The sequence below is a fragment of the Streptomyces sp. P9(2023) genome (genome assembly GCF_032436795.1).
In the GTDB taxonomy this organism is placed as follows: domain Bacteria; phylum Actinomycetota; class Actinomycetes; order Streptomycetales; family Streptomycetaceae; genus Streptomyces.
Window position 1 is genome coordinate 67,812 of sequence record NZ_JAUPWM010000003.1, and the last position, 19,691, is coordinate 87,502.

16 protein-coding genes are annotated in these 19,691 nt (G+C 72.1%); 6 read left to right on the forward strand and 10 right to left on the reverse strand.

Annotation, left to right across the window (positions count from 1 at the left end; genetic code table 11):
- Positions 1 to 169: 169 nt before the first annotated feature.
- The 4 genes from whiA to uvrC are packed head-to-tail and all read right to left on the reverse strand — an operon-like array spanning position 170 to position 5,185.
- Entirely contained in the window at positions 170 to 1,159 is a 990-nt protein-coding gene (gene whiA / locus Q5762_RS05210) for a DNA-binding protein WhiA (RefSeq protein WP_046911893.1), read from the reverse strand.
- On the reverse strand, positions 1,150 to 2,172 hold the full coding sequence (gene yvcK, locus Q5762_RS05215) for a uridine diphosphate-N-acetylglucosamine-binding protein YvcK (protein WP_315890762.1): 1,023 nt from the start codon (positions 2,170 to 2,172) through the stop codon (positions 1,150 to 1,152). The genes whiA and yvcK overlap by 10 nt, the downstream gene beginning before the upstream one ends.
- Positions 2,169 to 3,140, reverse strand: coding sequence for an RNase adapter RapZ (gene rapZ / locus Q5762_RS05220; RefSeq protein WP_315890763.1), 972 nt, complete (start codon positions 3,138 to 3,140; stop codon positions 2,169 to 2,171). Before rapZ ends, yvcK begins: the two co-directional genes overlap by 4 nt.
- Positions 3,137 to 5,185 carry an excinuclease ABC subunit UvrC gene (gene uvrC, locus Q5762_RS05225; protein ID WP_315890764.1) on the reverse strand — a complete coding sequence of 683 codons (2,049 nt, stop codon included), beginning with the start codon at positions 5,183 to 5,185 and terminating at the stop codon, positions 3,137 to 3,139. The genes rapZ and uvrC overlap by 4 nt, the downstream gene beginning before the upstream one ends.
- Here uvrC and Q5762_RS05230 point away from each other — a divergent pair.
- Positions 5,184 to 6,026 (forward strand): SDR family NAD(P)-dependent oxidoreductase, encoded by an 843-nt coding sequence (locus Q5762_RS05230; protein WP_315890765.1) that lies wholly within the window; start codon positions 5,184 to 5,186, stop codon positions 6,024 to 6,026. The two genes, uvrC and Q5762_RS05230, sit on opposite strands and share 2 nt — an antisense overlap.
- Positions 6,027 to 6,092: 66 nt before the next feature.
- Here Q5762_RS05230 and Q5762_RS05235 read toward each other — a convergent pair whose 3' ends face one another.
- Both Q5762_RS05235 and Q5762_RS05240 read right to left on the reverse strand, forming a co-directional pair.
- Positions 6,093 to 6,860 carry a hypothetical protein gene (locus tag Q5762_RS05235; RefSeq protein ID WP_315890766.1) on the reverse strand — a complete coding sequence of 256 codons (768 nt, stop codon included), beginning with the start codon at positions 6,858 to 6,860 and terminating at the stop codon, positions 6,093 to 6,095.
- A gap of 5 nt (positions 6,861 to 6,865) precedes the next feature.
- Positions 6,866 to 7,453 carry a papain-like cysteine protease family protein gene (locus tag Q5762_RS05240; protein ID WP_315890767.1) on the reverse strand — a complete coding sequence of 196 codons (588 nt, stop codon included), beginning with the start codon at positions 7,451 to 7,453 and terminating at the stop codon, positions 6,866 to 6,868.
- A 249-nt stretch (positions 7,454 to 7,702) separates the two neighbouring features.
- Here Q5762_RS05240 and Q5762_RS05245 point away from each other — a divergent pair, with 249 nt between their 5' ends.
- Positions 7,703 to 8,632, forward strand: a complete 930-nt coding sequence (locus Q5762_RS05245) for a hypothetical protein (protein WP_315890768.1) — start codon at positions 7,703 to 7,705, stop codon at positions 8,630 to 8,632.
- 20 nt (positions 8,633 to 8,652) lie between these two features.
- On the opposite strand, the gene Q5762_RS05250 is transcribed toward Q5762_RS05245, so the two are convergent.
- Positions 8,653 to 9,078: a Rieske (2Fe-2S) protein gene (locus Q5762_RS05250; RefSeq protein WP_315890769.1), complete on the reverse strand. Its 426-nt coding sequence runs from the start codon at positions 9,076 to 9,078 to the stop codon at positions 8,653 to 8,655.
- 158 nt (positions 9,079 to 9,236) lie between these two features.
- Between Q5762_RS05250 and Q5762_RS05255 the strand changes: the two genes are divergently transcribed.
- Positions 9,237 to 10,181 carry a carbohydrate kinase gene (locus tag Q5762_RS05255; RefSeq protein ID WP_315890770.1) on the forward strand — a complete coding sequence of 315 codons (945 nt, stop codon included), beginning with the start codon at positions 9,237 to 9,239 and terminating at the stop codon, positions 10,179 to 10,181.
- A gap of 106 nt (positions 10,182 to 10,287) precedes the next feature.
- Here Q5762_RS05255 and uvrA read toward each other — a convergent pair whose 3' ends face one another.
- Positions 10,288 to 13,284 (reverse strand): excinuclease ABC subunit UvrA, encoded by a 2,997-nt coding sequence (uvrA, locus tag Q5762_RS05260; protein ID WP_315890771.1) that lies wholly within the window; start codon positions 13,282 to 13,284, stop codon positions 10,288 to 10,290.
- A 199-nt stretch (positions 13,285 to 13,483) separates the two neighbouring features.
- Between uvrA and Q5762_RS05265 the strand changes: the two genes are divergently transcribed.
- The 3 genes from Q5762_RS05265 to Q5762_RS05275 all read left to right on the forward strand — a co-directional run bounded on the left by Q5762_RS05265 (position 13,484) and on the right by Q5762_RS05275 (position 16,418).
- Positions 13,484 to 14,173, forward strand: a complete 690-nt coding sequence (locus Q5762_RS05265; protein ID WP_315890772.1) for a maleylpyruvate isomerase family mycothiol-dependent enzyme — start codon at positions 13,484 to 13,486, stop codon at positions 14,171 to 14,173.
- Positions 14,174 to 14,223: 50 nt separating this feature from the next.
- Entirely contained in the window at positions 14,224 to 14,880 is a 657-nt protein-coding gene (locus Q5762_RS05270; protein WP_315890773.1) for an MBL fold metallo-hydrolase, read from the forward strand.
- Between the two features lie 260 nt (positions 14,881 to 15,140).
- Positions 15,141 to 16,418 (forward strand): MFS transporter, encoded by a 1,278-nt coding sequence (locus Q5762_RS05275; protein ID WP_315891090.1) that lies wholly within the window; start codon positions 15,141 to 15,143, stop codon positions 16,416 to 16,418.
- A 90-nt stretch (positions 16,419 to 16,508) separates the two neighbouring features.
- Here the strand turns inward: Q5762_RS05275 and Q5762_RS05280 are convergent, their stop codons facing one another.
- Both Q5762_RS05280 and Q5762_RS05285 read right to left on the reverse strand, forming a co-directional pair.
- Positions 16,509 to 17,504 (reverse strand): TerC family protein, encoded by a 996-nt coding sequence (locus tag Q5762_RS05280; RefSeq protein WP_315890774.1) that lies wholly within the window; start codon positions 17,502 to 17,504, stop codon positions 16,509 to 16,511.
- Between the two features lie 247 nt (positions 17,505 to 17,751).
- Positions 17,752 to 19,689: a TerD family protein gene (locus Q5762_RS05285; protein ID WP_315891091.1), complete on the reverse strand. Its 1,938-nt coding sequence runs from the start codon at positions 19,687 to 19,689 to the stop codon at positions 17,752 to 17,754.
- Positions 19,690 to 19,691: the final 2 nt, after the last annotated feature.

The following is a 19,691-nucleotide window of genomic DNA, read 5'->3' on the forward strand; positions in this document are numbered from 1 at the left end:
TTGCTGTCGTCTGCCACGAAAGTGAACAGACGCCAGGCTGATCATCATTCATGATCATGTCAAGGGTGCCGTGCGAGCCGAACGGGTGCTGCCGGTGCCTCAGAAAGGCACCGGCAGCGGTGAGTTGAACAGCTGATGCGGAGTCAGCCGAGTGGAGTCAGTCGAGGAGTCAGCCGACCAGGCTGTCGTCCAGCTCCTCCGTCAGGTTGGACTCGGTCCCGGGGATGCCGAGGTCCTGCGCCCGCTTGTCGGCCATCGCCAGCAGACGGCGGATCCGGCCCGCGACCGCGTCCTTGGTCAGCGGCGGGTCGGCGAGCGCGCCCAGTTCCTCCAGGGAGGCCTGCTTGTGCTCCATGCGCAGCCGGCCCGCGGCCGCGAGGTGCTCGGGCACCTCGTCGGCGAGGATCTCCAGCGCGCGCTGCACCCGGGCGCCCGCGGCGACCGCGGCGCGCGCCGAGCGGCGCAGGTTGGCGTCGTCGAAGTTGGCCAGCCGGTTCGCCGTGGCCCGGACCTCGCGGCGCATCCGCCGCTCCTCCCAGGCGAGCACCGACTCGTGCGCGCCGAGCCGGGTCAGCAGGGCGCCGATCGCGTCGCCGTCGCGGACGACGACCCGGTCCACGCCCCGTACCTCACGGGCCTTCGCGGCGATGCTCAGCCGGCGCGCCGCGCCCACCAGGGCGAGGGCGGCCTCCGGGCCGGGGCAGGTCACCTCCAGGGAGGAGGAGCGGCCGGGCTCGGTCAGCGAGCCGTGCGCCAGGAAGGCGCCGCGCCAGGCCGCCTCGGCGTCGCAGGTGGCACCCGAGACGACCTGCGGGGGCAGCCCGCGGATCGGCCGGCCCCTGCCGTCGACCAGGCCGGTCTGCCGGGCCAGCTGGTCGCCGCCCGCCACCACCCGGACGACGAAGCGGGAGCCGCGCCGCAGGCCGCCGGGGGCCATCACGATCAGCTCCGAGCTGTGCCCGAAGATCTCGAGGATGTCCCGCTTGAGGCGCCTGGCCGCCATCGCGGTGTCCAGCTCCGCCTCGATCACGATCCGCCCGCTCACCAGGTGCAGACCGCCCGCGAACCGCAGGATCGACGAGACCTCTGCCTTCCTGCAGCAGGTCCGGGTGACGGGAAGCCGGGAAATCTCGTCCTTCACCGCTGCCGTCATCGCCATGGGCCGATCCTTCCATGCATCCGAAAAATACGGTCGTACGCGGCGGCCAACAGCTCCGGATCATGCTTCGGGAGACCGTCGGCACGGGCCACCGGCGCCAGCTCGACCGCGGCGCCGAGCCGCTTGGCGGCATCGGCGAGGGACTCGCGATCGGGCACGGCGGCCTCGTCGGCCAGCACCACGTCCAGGGCGAGTTTAGGGGCGTGTCGTCCCAAAACCTCCAAATGACGCTGCGGAGAGAACCCCTCGGTTTCTCCCGGCTGCGGTGCGAGGTTCAGCGAGAGGACCTTGCGGGCCTTCGTCTCGGTGAGCGCGTCGAGCAGTTCGGGGACCAGCAGGTGCGGGATCACCGAGGAGAACCAGGAGCCCGGTCCGAGCACCACCCAGTCCGCGTCCCGTACCGCGGCGACGGCCTCGGGCACGGCCGGCGGGTCGTGCGGGACGAGGTGCACCGACTGCACGTCACCGGGCGTGAGCGCCACCGTGGCCTGGCCACGGACCGTGTCCACGTCGTCCGGGCGCTCCGGGTCGTGCCCCCTGACCAGGGCCTGGAGCTCCAGCGGCACGGCGGACATCGGCAGCACCCGGCCCTGCGCGCCGAGCAGCTTGCCGACCAGGTCCAGGGCCAGCACGTGATCGCCGAGCTGCTCCCAGAGCGCGACGATCAGCAGATTGCCGACCGCGTGCTCGTGCAGGTCGCCCTTGGACTGGAAGCGGTGCTGGATGACCCGGGACCAGGTCTGGCCCCAGTCGTCGTCCCCGCAGAGCGCGGCGAGCGCCTTGCGCAGGTCGCCCGGCGGCAGCACGCCCAGCTCCTCCCGGAGCCGGCCGCTGGAGCCGCCGTCGTCGGCGACGGTGACGACGGCGGTCAGGTCGCCCGTGATCCGGCGCAGGGCGGCCAGGGAGGCCGACAGGCCCATGCCCCCGCCCAGCGCGACGACCTTGGGCTGGGCGCCGCGCCTGCGGAGCGTACGTACCGAAAGCGTGGACGTACGCCGACGGTACGGCTTCACTCGCGCCCCATGTCCCGGTGGACGACGACGGTCTCGACCCCTTCCGCGGCGAGGCGGGCGGCGAGCTTCTCGGACGTGGCGACGGAGCGGTGCTTGCCGCCCGTGCAGCCGACGGCGATGGTCACGTACCGCTTGCCCTCGCGGCGGTAGCCCGCGGCGATCATCTGGAGCAGCTCGGTGTAGCGGTCGAGGAACTCCTTGGCCCCGGGCTGGTTGAAGACGTACGCCGAGACCTCCTCGTTGAGCCCGGTGAACGGGCGCAGCTCGGGGACCCAGTGCGGGTTGGGCAGGAAGCGCATGTCGACGACGAGGTCGGCGTCGACGGGCAGCCCGTACTTGAATCCGAAGGACATGACCGTGGCCCGCAGCTCCGGCTCCTCGTCGCCTGCGAACTGGGCGTCCATCTTGGCGCGCAGCTCGTGGACGTTGAGGCTGGAGGTGTCGATCACCAGGTCGGCGTCGCCGCGCAGCTCGCGCAGCAGGTCGCGCTCGGCGGCGATGCCGTCGGTGATGCGGCCGTCGCCCTGCAGCGGGTGCGGCCTGCGGACCGACTCGAACCGCCGGACCAGGGCCTCGTCGGAGGACTCCAGGAAGACGATCCGCCGGGTGACCTGCTGGGCGTCGAGGGCGGCGAGGGACTCCCGCAGGGCGTCGAAGAACTGCCGGCCGCGGACGTCGACGACGACGGCGATCCGGGCCACGTTGCCCTGGGAACGGGCGCCGAGCTCCACCATGGTGGGGATCAGCGCGGGCGGCAGGTTGTCGACGACGAACCAGCCGAGGTCCTCCAGGCACTTCGCCGCGGTGGACCGGCCGGCGCCGGACATGCCGGAGATGATCACCAGCTCGGGGATGGCCGCCGCGTCGGCGGCCTCGCCGGCCTCCTTCGTGCCCGTACTCACGTGTCCTGCTCCGCTTCCTGTGTCGTGCTCGTCGTGCTGTTCGTGTTCGTGCTCGTTCTCGGTCATGCCGTGGTGCCCCCGTCGTCTTCCATGATCTCTCCTGTGGCGGTGTTCACGGCGGGTGCGGCCGGAGCCGCCTGGGCGAGAGCCACGGCCACGGCTTCGGCCGTCTTCCTGCCCATGCCGGGCACCTCGATGATCTGCTCGATTGTCGCCTGCCGAAGCCGCTTCACCGAGCCGAAATGCTTGATCAACGCCTGTTTGCGGGTATCCCCGAGGCCCGGGACCGCGTCCAGCGGGCTGCTCCTGACCCGCTTGTTCCGCTTCGAGCGCTGGTAGCGGATGGCGAAGTCGTGAGCCGTGTCACGTACCCGCTGAAGGAGGTAGAGACCCTCGCTGGAGCGGGGCAGTACGACCGGGTCGTCGTCGCCCGGCAGCCAGACCTCCTCAAGGCGCTTGGCGAGGCCGCAGACGGCGATGTCGTCGATGCCCAGCTCGTCCAGGGCCCTACGGGCGGCGGCGACCTGGGGCTGCCCGCCGTCCACGACGACGAGCTGCGGCGGGTACGCGAAACGCTTCGGGCGGCCGTCGTCCACGGGCACCTCGCCGGAGCCGTTCACGCCGTCGGCCGCCGGGCCGTCACCGTGGGTGTCGACCGCGTCGCCGTCGGCGTCCACGGCCACGCCGTCCGGGCCCCACTCCCCCGTCTTCTCCTTCTCGGCGAGGTAGCGCTTGAAGCGGCGGCCGATCACCTCGTGCATCGAGCGGACGTCGTCCTGGCCCTCGAAGCCCTTGATCTGGAACCGGCGGTACTCGCTCTTGCGCGGCAGCCCGTCCTCGAAGACGACCATGGACGCCACGACGTCCTGCCCCTGGAGGTGCGAGATGTCGAAGCACTCGATCCGCAGCGGCGCCGAGTCCAGGTCCAGGGCCTCGGCGATCTCCTCCAGGGCCCGGGAGCGGGTGGTCAGATCGCTGGCGCGCTTGGTCTTGTGCAGTACCAGCGCCTGCTGGGCGTTGCGCGCGACCGTCTCCATCAGGTCCTTCTTGTCACCGCGCTGCGGGACGCGGAGGGAGACCTGGGAGCCCCGGCGGCCGCTCAGCCACTGCGTGACGGCCTCGGCGTCCTCGGGGACGGCCGGGACGAGGACCTCCTTGGGGACCGCCTCGCCGCTCTCCTCGCCGTACAGCTGCTGGATCGCGTGCTCGACCAGGCCGGCCGTCGAGACGGCCTCGACCTTGTCCGTGACCCAGCCGCGCTGGCCGCGCACCCGGCCGCCCCGGACGTGGAAGATCTGGACGGCCGCCTCCAGCTCGTCCTCGGCGAGCGCGATGAGGTCGGCGTCGGTGGCGTCGGCGAGGACGACCGCGTTCTTCTCCATGGCGCGCCGCAGCGCCCCTATGTCGTCGCGGAGCCTGGCCGCCTTCTCGTACTCCATCTCCTCGGCCGCCGCCGTCATCTGCTGCTCCAGGCGGCGGATGTACGTGCCGGTGCGGCCGGCCATGAAGTCGCAGAACTCCTCGGCCAGGTCGCGGTGTTCGTCGGGGGTGACCCGGCCGACGCAGGGGGCGGAGCACTTGCCGATGTACCCGAGAAGGCAGGGGCGGCCGGCGGAGGCGGCGTTACGGAAGACACCGGCGGAGCAGGTCCGTACGGGAAAGACGCGGAGCATCAGGTCGACGGTCTCGCGGATGGCCCACGCGTGGGCGTACGGCCCGAAGTAGCGCACGCCCTTCTTCTTGTGGCCGCGCATGACCTGGACGCGCGGGAACTCCTCGTTCAGGGTCACCGCGAGGTAGGGATAGCTCTTGTCGTCCCGGTACTTGACGTTGAACCGGGGGTCGAACTCCTTGATCCAGGAGTACTCCAGCTGGAGCGCCTCGACCTCGGTCGAGACGACGGTCCACTCCACGGAGGCGGCCGTCGTGACCATCGTGGCCGTGCGCGGGTGCAGGCTCGCGAGCGGCTGGAAGTAGTTCGCCAGCCGCTGGCGCAGGGACTTCGCCTTCCCTACGTAGATCACCCGGCGGTGCTCGTCGCGGAATTTGTAGACCCCCGGCGAGTCGGGGATCTGCCCCGGCCTGGGGCGGTAGCTGGAGGGGTCGGCCATGTTCCCCACCCTACTGGCGGGGGCCGACACTCAGACCGCGTCCGCTCGTTGGCCGGGCATGACGACGGAGGCGGCGGGACAAGCGACAGGGCCGGCGGCCGGGCGGCTCGCGGGCCGGGTGTGCCTGGTCACGGGCGCGGCGAGCGGGATCGGGCGGGCGACGGCCCAGCTCTTCGCCCGGGAGGGCGCGCGGGTGGTGGCCGCCGACCTGGACGAGGAGCGGCTCGGGACGCTCGACGCGTCCGTGGCACTGGTGGTCGGCGACGTCTCCCGGGAGGAGGACGTACGGCGGATGGTCGCGACGGCGGTGGAACGGTTCGGGCGGCTGGACGTCGCGGTGGCGAACGCCGGGCTGATCCCGCTCTCCGACGTCCTGGAGGCGACCGTGGAGGAGTGGGACCGGGTCATGGCCGTGGACGGCCGGGGCACCTTCCTGACCTGCAAGTACGCGATCGAGGCGATGGCCGGGCAGGAGGGCGGCGGGGCGGTCGTCTGCACGTCCTCGATCTCCGGCGTCGCGGGGCAGGCCCGCCAGGCGGTCTACGGCCCGGCCAAGTTCGTGGCCTCGGGGCTGACGAAGCACCTGGCGGTCGAGTGGGCGGAGCGCGGGATCCGGGTGAACGCGGTGGCCCCGGGCACGATCGAGACGGAACGCGTCGCGGCGGCCTGGTCGGAGCCGGGCGGCCCGGAGTACCTGACGGAGATCGTCGCCCTGCACCCGATGCGCCGCTTCGGCACCCCGGAGGAGGTGGCGCGGGCGATCCTCTTCCTCGCCTCGGACGAGGCGTCGTTCATCACGGGCGTGGTGCTGCCGGTGGACGGGGGGTACCTGGCGCGGTGAGGGGCGGGTGGGACGTGCCGCAGGCCGGTACCTGGGTGGGGGCCGGGTACCGGCCTGCGAGTGGGATCAGGCCGTCGGCCTGCGGCGCCGCCACGCGCGCGTGCCGATGAGGCCCAGGGCGAGTGCCGCGCCCGCGCCCGCCGTCGCGGAGGCGGCCGTGACCAGGGGCTCGTCGTCGGCGGCGGCGGGGGTGTCGTAGCCGCCGGCCGTGCCCTTGCGGGCGTAGGCGGAGCCGGGCAGCTTGTCCCCGTAGGCCCGGGCGACCCGGTCCCGGTACGCGGTCAGGCTGGTGCCGTTCTGCCCGGCCGCGCGTACCGCGTCCTCGTCCAGCGGGAGCACCTTCGCGCCCTTCTGGACGTACCAGGCGTCGATCTGCGGCTCGCGGAACACGATCCCGCCCGGCAGGGCCTTCGCGCCCTCCCCCGCGTACCTGACCTCGTCGTCACCGGTGGCGATGTTCACGACCTGCCAGCCGCCGTCCGCCTGCCGCGCGGTCCACAGCGAGGCCGTCTGCCCGTCCGAGGCGACCGCCCTGCTGGCGTGGAACTCGACGCGGGCGACGGGTGCGCCCGCCTTCCCCGCCACGAATTCCGGGGACAGCACCCGCACCGGGACGGAGACGCCCTCGACGCGGGGCCGCGCCGCCGAGCGGGCGAGGACTCCGTCGCGGGCGAAGAACCGGGAGAGCGTGTCCAGGGTCGCGGGGGCCGACGCCGCCGCCTCGGGCGTCGCGGCCGTCGGCGGGGCGTCGGCGGCGTCCGCCGGCACCGCACCGAGCGCGACGAGGGCCGCCGCGGACAGGAACCCGGCGCCGATGGCACGTATCGGATTCATCGTCGTCACGCTCCTATCCGGTAGAGCGAGTGGGTCCAGGAGAAGGAGCCGTTGTCGACGTACCAGGCGTGCGAGGCCCAGTTGTAGCGGTCGCTGGAGGGCCAGGGATCGCCCCAGTAGACCCAGCTGTCGGTGTCGTCGTAGCCGTAGATCACATGCATGTGACCGCCGCCGCTCGCCCACTGGATCCGGGTCTCGATCGGGCGGTCGGCGTTGATCTCGGTCTGCACGGTCGGGTAGCGCAGCCAGCCCGTCACGTACGAGCCGGGGTTGACGCCCGCCCAGCGCAGGCCGGTCTGCACATTGCCGAGCGTGGCCTGGTTGTTGGGGCAGTCGTAGCCCTGCTGGCGGTTGAAGGCGGCGTTGCAGAACTGGTTCTGGCTGTAGTTCCGGCCGAACCAGGTGGCGATGGTGTTGCCGCCGGCGGCCCAGCACCAGTTGGTCTTCTGCTGCGCCTGCATGGTGATGTTCAGCCGCTTGTACCCGAGGGCGGCGGCGTCCTCGGTCGTCGGCGCGGCGGTCGCCGAGGACATGGGGAGCAGGAAGAGTGCGGCAGCGGCGAGTGCCGCCAGGGACAGCTTTCTACTGCGCATCGCGTTCCTCCCGAGGCGGGGGGTGGGGAGTGGGGGTGGGGATGTGGGGAGTTGGAGGAGCGCGTCCGGACGCTGCTCAGGAGCATCGAACGTTGTCCGGATCCGGTCAACACGCTTCAATGCGGGGTGACGGCGGGCTGTGAACGGTGTGACCCGGGTGTGAACGCGCGCCCGCGCGCCAGCTGCGGGCCCGCCCCCGGCGGCACGAGGGTCCGCCGGCGTCGTCGTGAATGTTCACTGAGGAGTCCCGTGGGGCACACCGAGGCCGATCTGGTGCAGTTGCTGCACACCGGACCGTTCCATCTGGCGCTGCGCACGGCCCTCGCGGTGCGCGGCCTTCCGCTCCAGCGGGTGCAGCACCATCTCGCCCACCGGGGCATCAAGGTCGGGGTGACCAGCCTCAGTTACTGGCAGCAGGGTGCCCGCCGCCCGCAGCGGCCGGAGTCGATGAAGGCCGTCCGCGCCCTGGAGGAGGTCCTCCAGCTGCCGGGGAACTCGCTGATCCGGCTGCTGGCCGAGGACTCGGAGGCGCGCGCCGACGTGGAGCGGCCGGCGGCTCGTTCGTACCGCTCGCTGGTGGAGGCGTCGGGGGCGGTGGAGGCGCTGCTCGGCGAGCTGGAGTCGCCGCTGGACGGCGGGCTGCACACGGTCGGCCACCACGAGCGGGTACGGATCGGGGCGGGCCGGGAGCTGGTGGGGCGGGCGTCGCAGCACGTGGTGCGGGCGCACCGGGACGGGATCGACCGCTATCTCGCCATCCACCACGGCGATCCGGGCTGCGACCCCTCTCGGGTGGAGGTGCGGGCCACGGACAACTGCCGTACGGGGCGGCTGCGGTGGCACGCGGAGACGGGCGTGCTCGTCGCGGAGCTGCTCTTCGACGCGCGGCTGCGGGCCGGGGAGACGTACCTCTTCGGCTACGGCTTCGAGGACGGGACCGGCGGCCCGAGCGGGGAGTACGTCCGGGGATTCAGCTTCGCGGGCGGGCAGTACGTGCTGCAGGTGCGGTTCGACGAGGCGGCGCTGCCGGTACGGTGCCGGCGTTTCGCCCAGGCCTCGGCGGGCGCGCCGCGCGGTGGCCGCTCGGACCTGACGCTGAGCGGCCGGCACCGGACGGTGCATCTGGTGGAGCAGGGGGTACGGCCGGGGATCCTGGGGATCGACTGGGACTGGGCGTAGGGAGCCTCGACCGCGCGCGGCTACGCCTCCGGGCCCGCGACGAGCTTTCCGCCCTCGATCCGGACCGGGACCTCGGGGAGCGGGACGGTCGCCGGGCCCTGGATGGCCTTGCCGGTGGTGACGTCGAAGCGGCTGCCGTGGCAGGGGCAGTTGCCCTCGTTGTCCTCGATCTTGTCGAGGACGCAGCCGGCGTGGGTGCACTGGGCGCTGAACGCCTTGTACTGGCCCTTGGCCGGGCAGCTCACCAGGACCCGCTGCTCGCGGTAGAGCCGGGCTCCGCCGACGGGCACGTCCTCGGGGGCACCGAGGGTCACCGGGGCGGTCGGGGTCGGGACCTCGGCGTGCCCGAGCTTGGACTCCGTGGAACAGGCGGCGACACCCAGCCCGGCGGCTCCGGCGAGGGCGGCGCCTTTCAGTACGGTGCGGCGGGTGGACTGGCCGGACATGAGCGCTCCACGGTGGGATCGGGGCAAGCGGTGACCGAACCGACGATACCGGCGCGTCCTCGCGGGCCTGCGCGGGGGTCGCGCGGGCCTACGCAGGGGCCGCACGGGCGTAGGCGGGGGCTGTCGTGGCCGTTGGGGCATGGGTTACGTTCACAGGCGTGATCGTCGTCGCCGGTGAGTCCTTGATCGATCTGGTCCCGGACGGGGCCGCGCCCGGGCCCGGGCCGCTGCCCGCGCTGGTGCCCCGCAGGGGCGGGGGGCCGTACAACACCGCCGTGGCGCTGGGGCGCCTCGGCGCGTCGGTCACCTTCTGCTCGCGGGTCTCGACGGACGCGTTCGGCGAGGCGCTCATGGACGGGCTGCGGGCGGCGGGGGTGGCGACGGAGCTGGTGCAGCGCGGCCCGGAGCCGACGACGCTCGCGGTCGCCTCGGTCGGCGCGGACGGCTCGGCGGAGTACGGCTTCTACGTCGAGGGCACGGCCGACCGGCTCTTCGCCCTGCCGGAACGGCTGCCGGAGGACGTACGGGCGGTCGCGTTCGGCACGTGTTCGCTGGCGCTCGAACCGGGCGCGAGCGCGTACGAGGCGCTGCTGCGGCGGGAGGCCGGGCGGGGCGCCCTGACGCTGCTCGACCCGAACATCCGGCCGGGCCTGATCCCGGACGCGGCCGCCTACCGCGAGCGGTTCACGTCCTGGCTGCCGTACGTCTCGGTCCTGAAGCTCTCGGAGGAGGACGCGGCCTGGCTGGACGGCACTCCCGCGGGGTGGCTGGAGCGGGGGCCGTCGGCGGTCGTCGTGACGCGTGGCGCGGCGGGCCTGACGGTCCACACCCCGTCGTACGAGGTGTCGGTAACGGCGATACGGGTCGAGGTCGCGGACACGATCGGCGCGGGCGACACCGTGAACGCGGCCCTGCTCCACGGTTTGGGCGACCGCCCGGTCCACGCGCTGGACCCCGAGGCCTGGTCCGCCCTCCTGACGTACGCGGCGAGGGCGGCAGCCCTCACCTGCACCCGCCCGGGCGCGGAGCCTCCGTACGCGAACGAGCTGGGAATCAGCCCGTCTGGGGGTCCCCCCACGCCTCCGGGCGTAGGGGGAGTTTGAGGACACGCGCGGAGCGCGTACGGGGGGTCTGGGGGCCTGCCCCCAGTTTCGGGAAGGGGCGGGGTGGGGAGAGGCCCGCCGCAGGCGCCCCGCCCCACCCAGCCCGTCACGCCTTGCGCGCCCTCGCGGCCGTCTTCTTGGCGGGCGCCGCCTTCTTCACAGGGGCCTTCTTGGCCGCGGGCACGGCCTTCTTCGTGGCCGTCTTCTTCGCCGCCCCGTTCCCGCTCCGCGCCGCCGGCACGCTCGCGTCGCTGATGCGGTCCGCGCCCAGGATCTCGCGGAGGAACTTGCCCGTGTGGCTCGCCGGGACCGAGGCGACCTCCTCGGGCGTGCCCTCGGCGATCACCAGACCTCCGCCGTTGCCGCCCTCGGGGCCCATGTCGATGACCCAGTCCGCGGTCTTGATGACGTCGAGGTTGTGCTCGATGACGATCACCGAGTTGCCCTTGTCCACCAGGCCCGACAGGACCGTGATCAGCTTCGAGATGTCCTCGAAGTGCAGACCCGTCGTGGGCTCGTCCAGGACGTAGACCGTGCGGCCGGTCGACCGCTTCTGGAGCTCGGAGGCGAGCTTCACGCGCTGCGCCTCACCGCCCGAGAGCGTCGGCGCGGACTGGCCGAGCCGGACGTACCCGAGGCCGACCTCGTTGAGCGTGCGCAGATGGCGCGCGATCGTCGGGACCGCCTCGAAGAAGTCCAGGGCCTCCTCGATCGGCATGTCCAGGACCTCGGCGATGGACTTGCCCTTGTAGTGGACCTCCAACGTCTCCCGGTTGTACCGGGCGCCGTGGCAGACCTCGCACGGGACGTAGACGTCCGGCAGGAAGTTCATCTCGATCTTGATCGTGCCGTCGCCGGAGCAGTTCTCGCAGCGGCCGCCCTTGACGTTGAAGGAGAACCGGCCCGGCAGATAGCCGCGGACCTTCGCCTCCATCGTCTCGGCGAAGAGCTTGCGGACGTGGTCGAAGACTCCGGTGTACGTCGCCGGGTTCGACCGCGGGGTGCGGCCGATCGGCGACTGGTCGACGTGCACGACCTTGTCCACGAGGTCGTCGCCGTCCACGCGCGTGTGCCGCCCGGGCACCGACTTGGCGCCGTTCAGCTCGCGCGCCAGGTGGGTGTAGAGGATGTCGTTGACCAGCGTCGACTTGCCTGAGCCCGAGACGCCGGTGACGGCCGTGAGGACGCCGAGCGGGAACGAGACGTCGATGTCCTGGAGGTTGTTCTCCCGGGCGCCGTGCACGGTGAGCCGGCGCGTGGGGTCCACGGGGCGGCGGATGTCCGGCATCCCGATGGCCCTGCGCCCGGAGAGGTACTGCCCGGTCATCGACTCCTTGTTGGCGAGCAGCTCCTTCAAGGGGCCGGAGTGGACGACCTTGCCGCCGTGCTCGCCGGCGCCGGGGCCGATGTCCACGACCCAGTCGGCGACCTTGATGGTGTCCTCGTCGTGCTCGACCACGATCAGCGTGTTGCCCATGTCCCGCAGCCGGACCAGGGTCTCGATGAGCCGGTGGTTGTCGCGCTGGTGGAGGCCGATCGACGGCTCGTCCAGGACGTAGAGCACGCCGACCAGACCGGAGCCGATCTGGGTGGCGAGCCGGATGCGCTGGGCCTCGCCACCGGAGAGCGTGCCGGCCGCGCGGTTGAGGGAGAGGTAGTCGAGGCCGACGTCGACCAGGAACCGCAGCCGCTCGTTGACCTCCTTCAGGACCCGCTCGGCGATCTTCTTGTCCCGGGCGTTCAGCTTCAGGCGGCCGAGGAACTCGGCACACTCGCTGATCGACATCGCGGCGACCTCGGCGATCGACCGCTCCATGACCGTGACGGCGAGGACGATCGGCTTGAGGCGCGTGCCCTCACAGGTGGGGCAGGGCACCTCGCGCATATAGCCCTCGAAGCGCTCGCGGCTGGAGTCGCTCTCGGCCTCGCTGTGCCGCCGCTTGACGAAGGAGACGGCGCCCTCGAACGCCGGGGTGGTGTAGGCCCGCTCGCGTCCGTACCGGTTGCGGTAGCGGACCTCGACCTGGGTCTTGTGGCCGTGCATGAGGGCCTTCTTGGCCCGCGCGGGGAGTGCGGCGTACGGCAGGTCCGTACGGAAGCCGAGCGCCTGGGAGAGGCCGCCGATGAGCCGGCCGAAGTACTCCTTGGTGTGGCCGTGCGACCAGGGGTGGATGGCGCCCTCGTCCAGCGAGCGGTCCTCGTCCGGGACGATCAGCTCCGGGTCGACCTCCATGCGGGTGCCGATGCCGGTGCAGTCCGGGCAGGCGCCGAAGGGCGAGTTGAAGGAGAAGGAGCGCGGCTCCAGCTCCTCGAAGGAGAGGTCGTCGTACGGGCAGTAGAGGTGCTCCGAGTACATCCGCTCGCGCTCGGGGTCGTCCTCGGCGAGATCGACGAAGTCGAGGACGACCATGCCGCCGGAGAGCCCGAGGGCGGTCTCGACGGAGTCGGTCAGCCGGCGCTTGGCGCTGTCCTTCACGGTGAGGCGGTCGACGACCACCTCGATCGTGTGCTTCTCCTGCTTCTTCAGCGTCGGCGGTTCGCTGAGCTGGATGGTCTGCCCGTCCACCCGCGCCCGGCTGTAGCCCTTGGTCTGGAGGTCGGCGAAGAGGTCGACGAACTCGCCCTTGCGCTCGCGCACCAGCGGCGAGAGGACCTGGAAGCGGCTGCCCTCGGGCAGCTCCAGGACCTTGTCGACGATGGCCTGCGGCGATTGCCGGGAGATCGGGCGGCGGCACTCGGGACAGTGCGGCTTGCCGATGCGCGCGAAGAGCAGCCGGAGGTAGTCGTAGACCTCCGTGATGGTGCCGACCGTCGAGCGCGGGTTGCGCGAGGTCGACTTCTGGTCGATGGAGACGGCGGGCGAGAGACCCTCGATGAAGTCGACGTCCGGCTTGTCCATCTGGCCGAGGAACTGCCGGGCGTACGAAGAGAGCGACTCGACATACCGGCGCTGCCCCTCGGCGAAGATCGTGTCGAACGCGAGGGAGGACTTGCCCGACCCCGACAGCCCGGTGAAGACGATGAGGGAGTCACGGGGGAGGTCGAGCGAGACGTTCTTGAGGTTGTGCTCGCGAGCGCCACGAACGATGAGACGGTCGGCCACGCCGGTCCGCACCTTTCTTGAGAGAGCGGAGGCACAGGAGTGCGGGTCGCAGATATGCCTGGATGTGTACTGGATGTGCCTGAGTACCCAACAACCAAGGATGCCGGATGCTTCCACCGAGCCTATAGCACGCACATTCGATTTCCGGCCTCGATCCGACCGCTTCACCCGAACGAGTGGCGGCGCTAGGGTCGGCCTCATGATCGACCATGTGCGTGACCTGGCCTCTGTACGCGAAGCGACCGAGCGACTCCTCGACGCGTCCGCTTCCCTGGACAACGCGGCGGTCGCCGAGCCGTCACGGCTTCCCGGCTGGACCCGTGGCCACGTCCTTGCCCATATCGCCCGCAACGCCGACGCCCTGGTGAACGTCCTCCAGGGCCGGCCCATGTACCCCGACGCCACCACCCGCGACGCCGACATCGAGCGCGATGCCCCGCGCCCCCTCGCCGAGCAGCTCGCCGACGTCCGCGCGACCGGCGAGCGCTTCCAGGCCGTGGGCGCGGAGCCCGCCGACTGGGACCGGATCGTGGAGCTCCGTAACGGCGTCACGGACCGGGCCGCCCGGATCCCCTTCCGCCGCTGGGTCGAGGTGGCCCTGCACCACGTCGACCTCGGGATCGGCTACGAGCTGGAGGACCTGCCGGAGGAGTTCGTGACCCGGGAGATCGAGTTCCTGGCGGAGCGGTTCACCGGCCTCGACAGCGTCCCGAAGACGGCCCTCTGGTCCGACGACGGCCACCTGTGGTGGACCGGCCGGGAGCCCGAGGAGGACGGCGTCGTCGTCCAGGGCTCCGCCGCCGACCTGCTCGGCTGGCTCGCCGGCCGCCGCGACGGCTCCACCCTCCGCACCAAGAACGGTCCGCTGCCGACGCTCCCGCCGCTGTAGTCCCGGCCGTTGGGACCCCGCCTGTCGGTGCCCGGCGATAGGCTGAGCCCATGACGTACAGCGGAGCTGTGAAGGTCGGCGGGCCCGCCGATGTGCACGAGTTGACGGACCTGATGATCTCCAAGGTCGCCGTCGGCCCGATGGACAACAACGCGTATCTGCTGCGCTGCCGGGCGACCGGCGAGCAGCTGCTGATCGACGCGGCCAACGACGCCGACACGCTCCTGACGCTGATCGGTGACGACGGCATCGCGTCCGTCGTCACCACCCACCAGCACGGCGACCACTGGCAGGCGCTGGCCGAGGTGGTCGCGGCGACCGGGGCGCGGACGTACGCCGGGGCGTACGACGCCGAGGGCATCCCCGTCGCGACGGACGTCCTGGTCGAGGACGGCGACACGATCATGGTCGGCCGGGTCTCGCTGACCGCCCGCCGGCTCGTCGGGCACACGCCCGGCTCGATCGCGCTGGTCTACGACGACCCGCACGGCCACCCGCACGTCTTCACCGGCGACTGCCTGTTCCCCGGCGGCGTCGGCAACACCTGGAAGGACCCGGAGGCCTTCGCGAGCCTGATCCAGGACGTGGAGACCAAGCTCTTCGCGGTCCTGCCGGACGAAAGCTGGGTCTACCCGGGCCACGGCAAGGACACCACGCTCGGTGACGAGCGGCCGAGCCTGCCGGAGTGGCACGCGCGCGGCTGGTGACTCCTCCCCCGGGTCCCGGGCGGCGGCTCTGACCGGCGGCGGCGCACGGTTGATGACCGTGTGCTTCCGCACGCCCCCCGTAACTCCGGTGGAGCCCGGGTAGTTGGCGCGACATGCGCCACAGTCACTCTCCGCGTCCGTCGCCGGACCCGGACTCCCCTCCTCCGACGGACGTCTCCCCCACGGCCCGGGACACGCCCACCGATCCGGACGCTCCGGACGCTCCGGACGCCGCCAAGGCCTCCCCCGCCGCCCCGTCCATGGCGCGGCTCGCCGCCGCGTCACTCGTCGGCACGGCCATCGAGTTCTTCGACTTCTTCGTCTACGGGACCGCCGCCGCGCTCGTCCTCGGGCCGCTGTTCTTCCCGACCTTCTCCCCCCTCGCCGGGACCCTGGCCGCGTTCGGCACCTTCGCCGTCGGTTTCGTGGCCCGACCGCTCGGCTCGGCGCTCTTCGGCCACGTCGGCGACCGGTACGGGCGACGCCCGGTCATGTTCGCCTCACTCGTGCTCACCGGCTGCGCCACGGTCGCGGTCGGCCTCGTCCCGACGTACGCGACGATCGGCATCGCCGCCCCCGTCCTGCTGCTCGTGCTGCGCTTCCTGCAGGGGCTCGGCCTGGGCGGCGAGTGGGGCGGGGCCGTCCTGCTCACCGCCGAGCACGCGCCGGAGCGGCAGCGCGGGCTCTGGGCGAGCTTCCCGCAGATCGGCCCGCCGGTCGGCTTCCTGCTCGCGAACGGCGTGATGCTGGTGCTGTCGGCCACGCTCACCGACGCCCAGTTCCGGGAGTGGGGCTGGCGCGTACCCTTCTGGGCGGCCGGGCTGCTCGCGGCGGGCGGGCTGCTGCTGCGCTCCTCGCTGGCCGAGACCCCGCAGTTCGAGGAGCTGAGCGCGACCGGGCGGCGGGCGAACGCCCCGCTCGCCGAGGTGGCGCGCGACCACTGGCGGCTCGTCCTGCTCACCGCCGGGGCGCTCGCCGTCGGGTACGCGGTGTTCTACACGGTCTCCACCTGGGCCCTGGCCTACGGCACCGAGCGGCTGGGGGTCGGCCGTACGACCATGCTGGTCTGCATCATGGCGGCGGTGGCGATCTCGGGGGTGGTGACGCCGCCGGCGGCGATGCTGGGCGACCGCTACGGCCGCCGTCCGCTCTGCCTGATCGGCTGTGCGGCCTCGGCGGCGTGGATGTTCCCGATGATCGCGCTGTTGCACACGGGACAGCCGGTGCTGATGTTCCTCGGGTTCGTGGGCGCGCTGCTGGCGTTCATCACGATGTTCGCGGTGGTCGCCGCGTACCTCCCCGAGCTCTACGAGCCGAGGGTGCGGTGCACGGGCGCGGCGGTCGGCTACAACCTGGCGGGCGTCCTGGGCGGGGCCCTGACCCCGATCGTGGCGACGGCGCTGTCCGGCGGTGCGGGCCCGCCCTGGGGGGTGGCGGCGTATCTGACGGTGATGGCGCTGGTCAGCCTGGGCTGCTTCGCGCTGCTGCCGGAGACCCTGCCGGCCGCGGCGGAGGAGCCGGAGCGGGTTCCCGCGTAGCAGGCCTGGAACGCGATGCGGCCGGTACGGGCGGTGGTGAGCCGCCCGCACCGGCCGCGGTGCGTTTCTACGGTGCCGTTCCGTACCCGGTCAGGCGCCGACGCTGTCCTTCTCGGTCTCGCCGGCCTCGGCGGCCTCGCGCTCCGCCTGCTTCTTGGAGGCGATCAGGCTGGTGATCGTCGTGACGATCAGGACGCCACAGATGACGGCGAGCGAGAACGGGATGGAGATCACCGGCACGTTCACCCCGGACTCGTGCAGGGCGTGCAGCACCAGCTTCACGCCGATGAAGCCGAGGATCACCGACAGACCGTAGCTGAGGTGGACCAGCTTCTTGAGCAGGCCGCCGATCAGGAAGTACAGCTGCCGCAGACCCATCAGGGCGAAGGCGTTGGCGGTGAAGACGATGTACGGGTCCTGGGTGAGGCCGAAGATCGCCGGGATCGAGTCCAGGGCGAACAGCACGTCGGTCATGCCGATGGCGAGCATGACGACCATCAGCGGCGTCAGGATGCGCTTGCCGTTCTTTCGGATGAAGAGCTTCGTGCCGTGGTACTGGTCGGCGACGCCGAACTTCTTCTCGATCTTCTTGAGCAGAAGGTTCTCCTCGGGCGCCTCCGCCTCCTCACCGGCGCGGGCTTCCTGGATGAGCTTCCAGGCGGTGTAGATGAGGAACGCGCCGAAGATGTAGAAGACCCACGAGAAGTTGGCGATGACCGCGGCGCCGGCGGCGATGAAGATCGCACGCAGCACCAGGGCGATCAGTACGCCGATCAGCAGTACCCGTTGCTGGAGGTGCGACGGCACCGAGAACTTCGCCATGATCAGCACGAAGACGAAGAGGTTGTCGACGCTCAAGGACTTCTCGGTGATGAAGCCCGCGAAGAACTCGCCGGAGGCCTGGGTCTCGCCGAACACCATCAGCCCGAGTCCGAAGATCACGGCCAGTGCGATCCAGACGACTGTCCAGATGCCCGCTTCCTTGGTCGAGACGTCGTGGGGCTTGCGCCCGATGAAGAAGTCCACACCGATCAGGGCCGCAAGGGCCAGGATGGTGAGGAGCCACATGTTCAATGAAACGTCCACTGCGCCTCCGGCAGATAGCTACGGCTACTTGATCAGCGTCGTCGCTGCCGGAGGTCTCTTCCACCCGTGCCCTGTGTGACGGGGCCGGGCCGACGCCCCGGGATCGCCCCCGCTCGGGGTACGTCCGTATTGACGGGAACGCCGCGCATGGGGAGTACTCCCCTCCGCGCCAAGAAGACTACCCGAAGAACCAAGAGAAGGTAAAGGCCAGGATAAAGAGGCACCAAAGGCGCAGGTCAGCGGCGCGTCAGCGACCCCATTCGCGACGGGCCTCGGACACCCGCGCGAGGACCTGGGGCAGCACCCGGCTGCCGGACGGGAAGCGCGGCGGCTCGTACGTCCAGGCGTGACCGACCCACGGATCGGCGAGATGGTCGTCCGGTACGGGAGTGATCCGCAGCAGCGAACGCCACAGCGGGTCGAGCACCGGGCCGTACGCGGAGGCGTCCTCGCGGTCCGCGACCATCAGGAGATGCACCCCGACCGCCGGGCCCTCGTCCGCGAGGTAGCGAAGCCGGGTGACCGCGCGGTCGTCGAAACCGTGCGGGAAGTCATGGACGATCAGCAGCTGCTCGGCGGTGTCCATGCCGGGCGGCAGCGCGTCGGGCGCGCCCGCGCGCAGCGCCATCTGCACCAGGTCCACCCGCTCGGTGAGCCGGTCGAGGACGGCCGAGACCCCGGCCGCTCCGGCGGCCGGCGGGCCGGCGAGCACGCCCGCCTCGACCAGCGGGGCGAGCGCCGCCGCCGCCGAGCCGGCCGGGTCGATGACATGGACGGTGAACTCGCCGGGCGGGTACACCGCGAGCAGCCGCGCGGCGTGCGCGACGGCGGTGTCCATCGCGAGCCGGCGGAGCTCCGCCTCGTCGAGCAGCCCCGCCGCCTCGGAGCGTCCGCGCCCCGAGTCGACCCAGAGCCCGCGCTCCAGCGGGAGCCGGACCAGCATCGGGATGCGCAGGTCGGTCCGCTCGGGGAGGTGGAGGTCGCCCAGGCGGACGGCCATCGGGGCTTCCATGGGGACGCGGTAGGCGTGCCAGACGGGGTTGTCCCAGCGGGCGTAGGCGGCGGGCAGCGCCGGTTCGACGACCTCGGACTCGGCGGTGAGCTGGGCGAGGTCCCGGTCCAGGACCTCCTGGGCCCGCGTGGTGAGCTCGTCGTGCTTGGCCCGGGCGGCCTCGCGGGCGGCGTCCCCGGCGCCGCCGATCCGGCTGCGCGGATCGGAGAGCACGCCGTCGAGCTCCTTGTCGAGGCGGGACTCGGCGAAGTCGCAGGCGCTGCGGTACGCGGCGGTGGTGCGGGCCAGGTCCTCGAACATGCCCCACACCTGGTTGTAGAGCCGCTCGTCCATGGACCAGCCACTGGCGTCCCCGGCGACGGGAACGGGCGGGGCCTGCCGGGGCGGCTCGGATGCGGCTGCGCGGCGGCTGGGGTGGGCGTAGTTGATGGGGCCGCCGCCCGTGGTCGGTCCGGCCGCCGGGGGCGGCGGTGTCACCGGGAGCGTGGGAGCCACGTCCGCGACGGTCATCGGCTCGGCGGCCGTCGGGTCGTGCGCCGTCGGATCGTGCGCCGTCGGCGCGGAGTGGCGTACGCGCCCGGCCTCGGGGACCCGTGCGGGCGGGGCGGACACCGAGCGGGCCAGGCCCCTGGACACGGCCTCCAGGATCGTGGCGGCCAGGTCGGCGGGGCGGTCGAGACCCTGGTCGCCGAGCATGGCGGCCAGGCCTCCCTCGTACCCCTGTCCCATCGCGCGGACCTTCCACGCGCCCTGACGGCGGTACAGCTCCAGGGCGACGACGGCGGATTCGCGGTCCAGGCCGGTGATCGTGTACGTGGCGATCTCGGTGCCGTCGAGGCCCGTGACGGCGACGAAGGGGGCCGCGGCGGCGCCGAAACGGGTCGGTCCGCCGACGCCGACGGGCAGCGCCAGGAGGACCGAGAGGCGGTGCACGGCGGCCGGGACCGCTTCCAGGTCGACGGCGAGGCGGTGGTCGGCGGCGGCCTGCTGGGAGACCTCGACACCGGGCAGCGACGGCGAGCCGGGGTGGGCGATCCACTCGACCCCGGCGACCCGGCCCCCCTCGTCTCCGAGGGTGGCTCCGGCGACGACCGGATGACCGGCCGAGACGCGGATCTCCAGTCGGGTGTCGGGCAGGGGGTGGTTCTGCCCCCGGACCAGCTCGGCCGTCATCG

Bases quoted from the DNA above. Each gene is read 5' to 3' on its own strand.
- whiA (WP_046911893.1), bottom strand. From the start codon at position 1,159: ATGGCGATGACGGCAGCGGTGAAGGACGAGATTTCCCGGCTTCCCGTC.
- rapZ (WP_315890763.1), bottom strand. From the start codon at position 3,140: ATGACCGAGAACGAGCACGAACACGAACAGCACGACGAGCACGACACA.
- Q5762_RS05230 (WP_315890765.1), top strand. From the start codon at position 5,184: ATGTTCCCCACCCTACTGGCGGGGGCCGACACTCAGACCGCGTCCGCT.
- uvrC (WP_315890764.1), bottom strand. From the start codon at position 5,185: ATGGCCGACCCCTCCAGCTACCGCCCCAGGCCGGGGCAGATCCCCGAC.
- Q5762_RS05235 (WP_315890766.1), bottom strand. From the start codon at position 6,860: ATGAATCCGATACGTGCCATCGGCGCCGGGTTCCTGTCCGCGGCGGCC.
- Q5762_RS05240 (WP_315890767.1), bottom strand. From the start codon at position 7,453: ATGCGCAGTAGAAAGCTGTCCCTGGCGGCACTCGCCGCTGCCGCACTC.
- Q5762_RS05250 (WP_315890769.1), bottom strand. From the start codon at position 9,078: ATGTCCGGCCAGTCCACCCGCCGCACCGTACTGAAAGGCGCCGCCCTC.
- Q5762_RS05265 (WP_315890772.1), top strand. From the start codon at position 13,484: ATGATCGACCATGTGCGTGACCTGGCCTCTGTACGCGAAGCGACCGAG.
- Q5762_RS05270 (WP_315890773.1), top strand. From the start codon at position 14,224: ATGACGTACAGCGGAGCTGTGAAGGTCGGCGGGCCCGCCGATGTGCAC.
- Q5762_RS05275 (WP_315891090.1), top strand. From the start codon at position 15,141: ATGGCGCGGCTCGCCGCCGCGTCACTCGTCGGCACGGCCATCGAGTTC.
- Q5762_RS05285 (WP_315891091.1), bottom strand. From the start codon at position 19,689: ATGACGGCCGAGCTGGTCCGGGGGCAGAACCACCCCCTGCCCGACACC.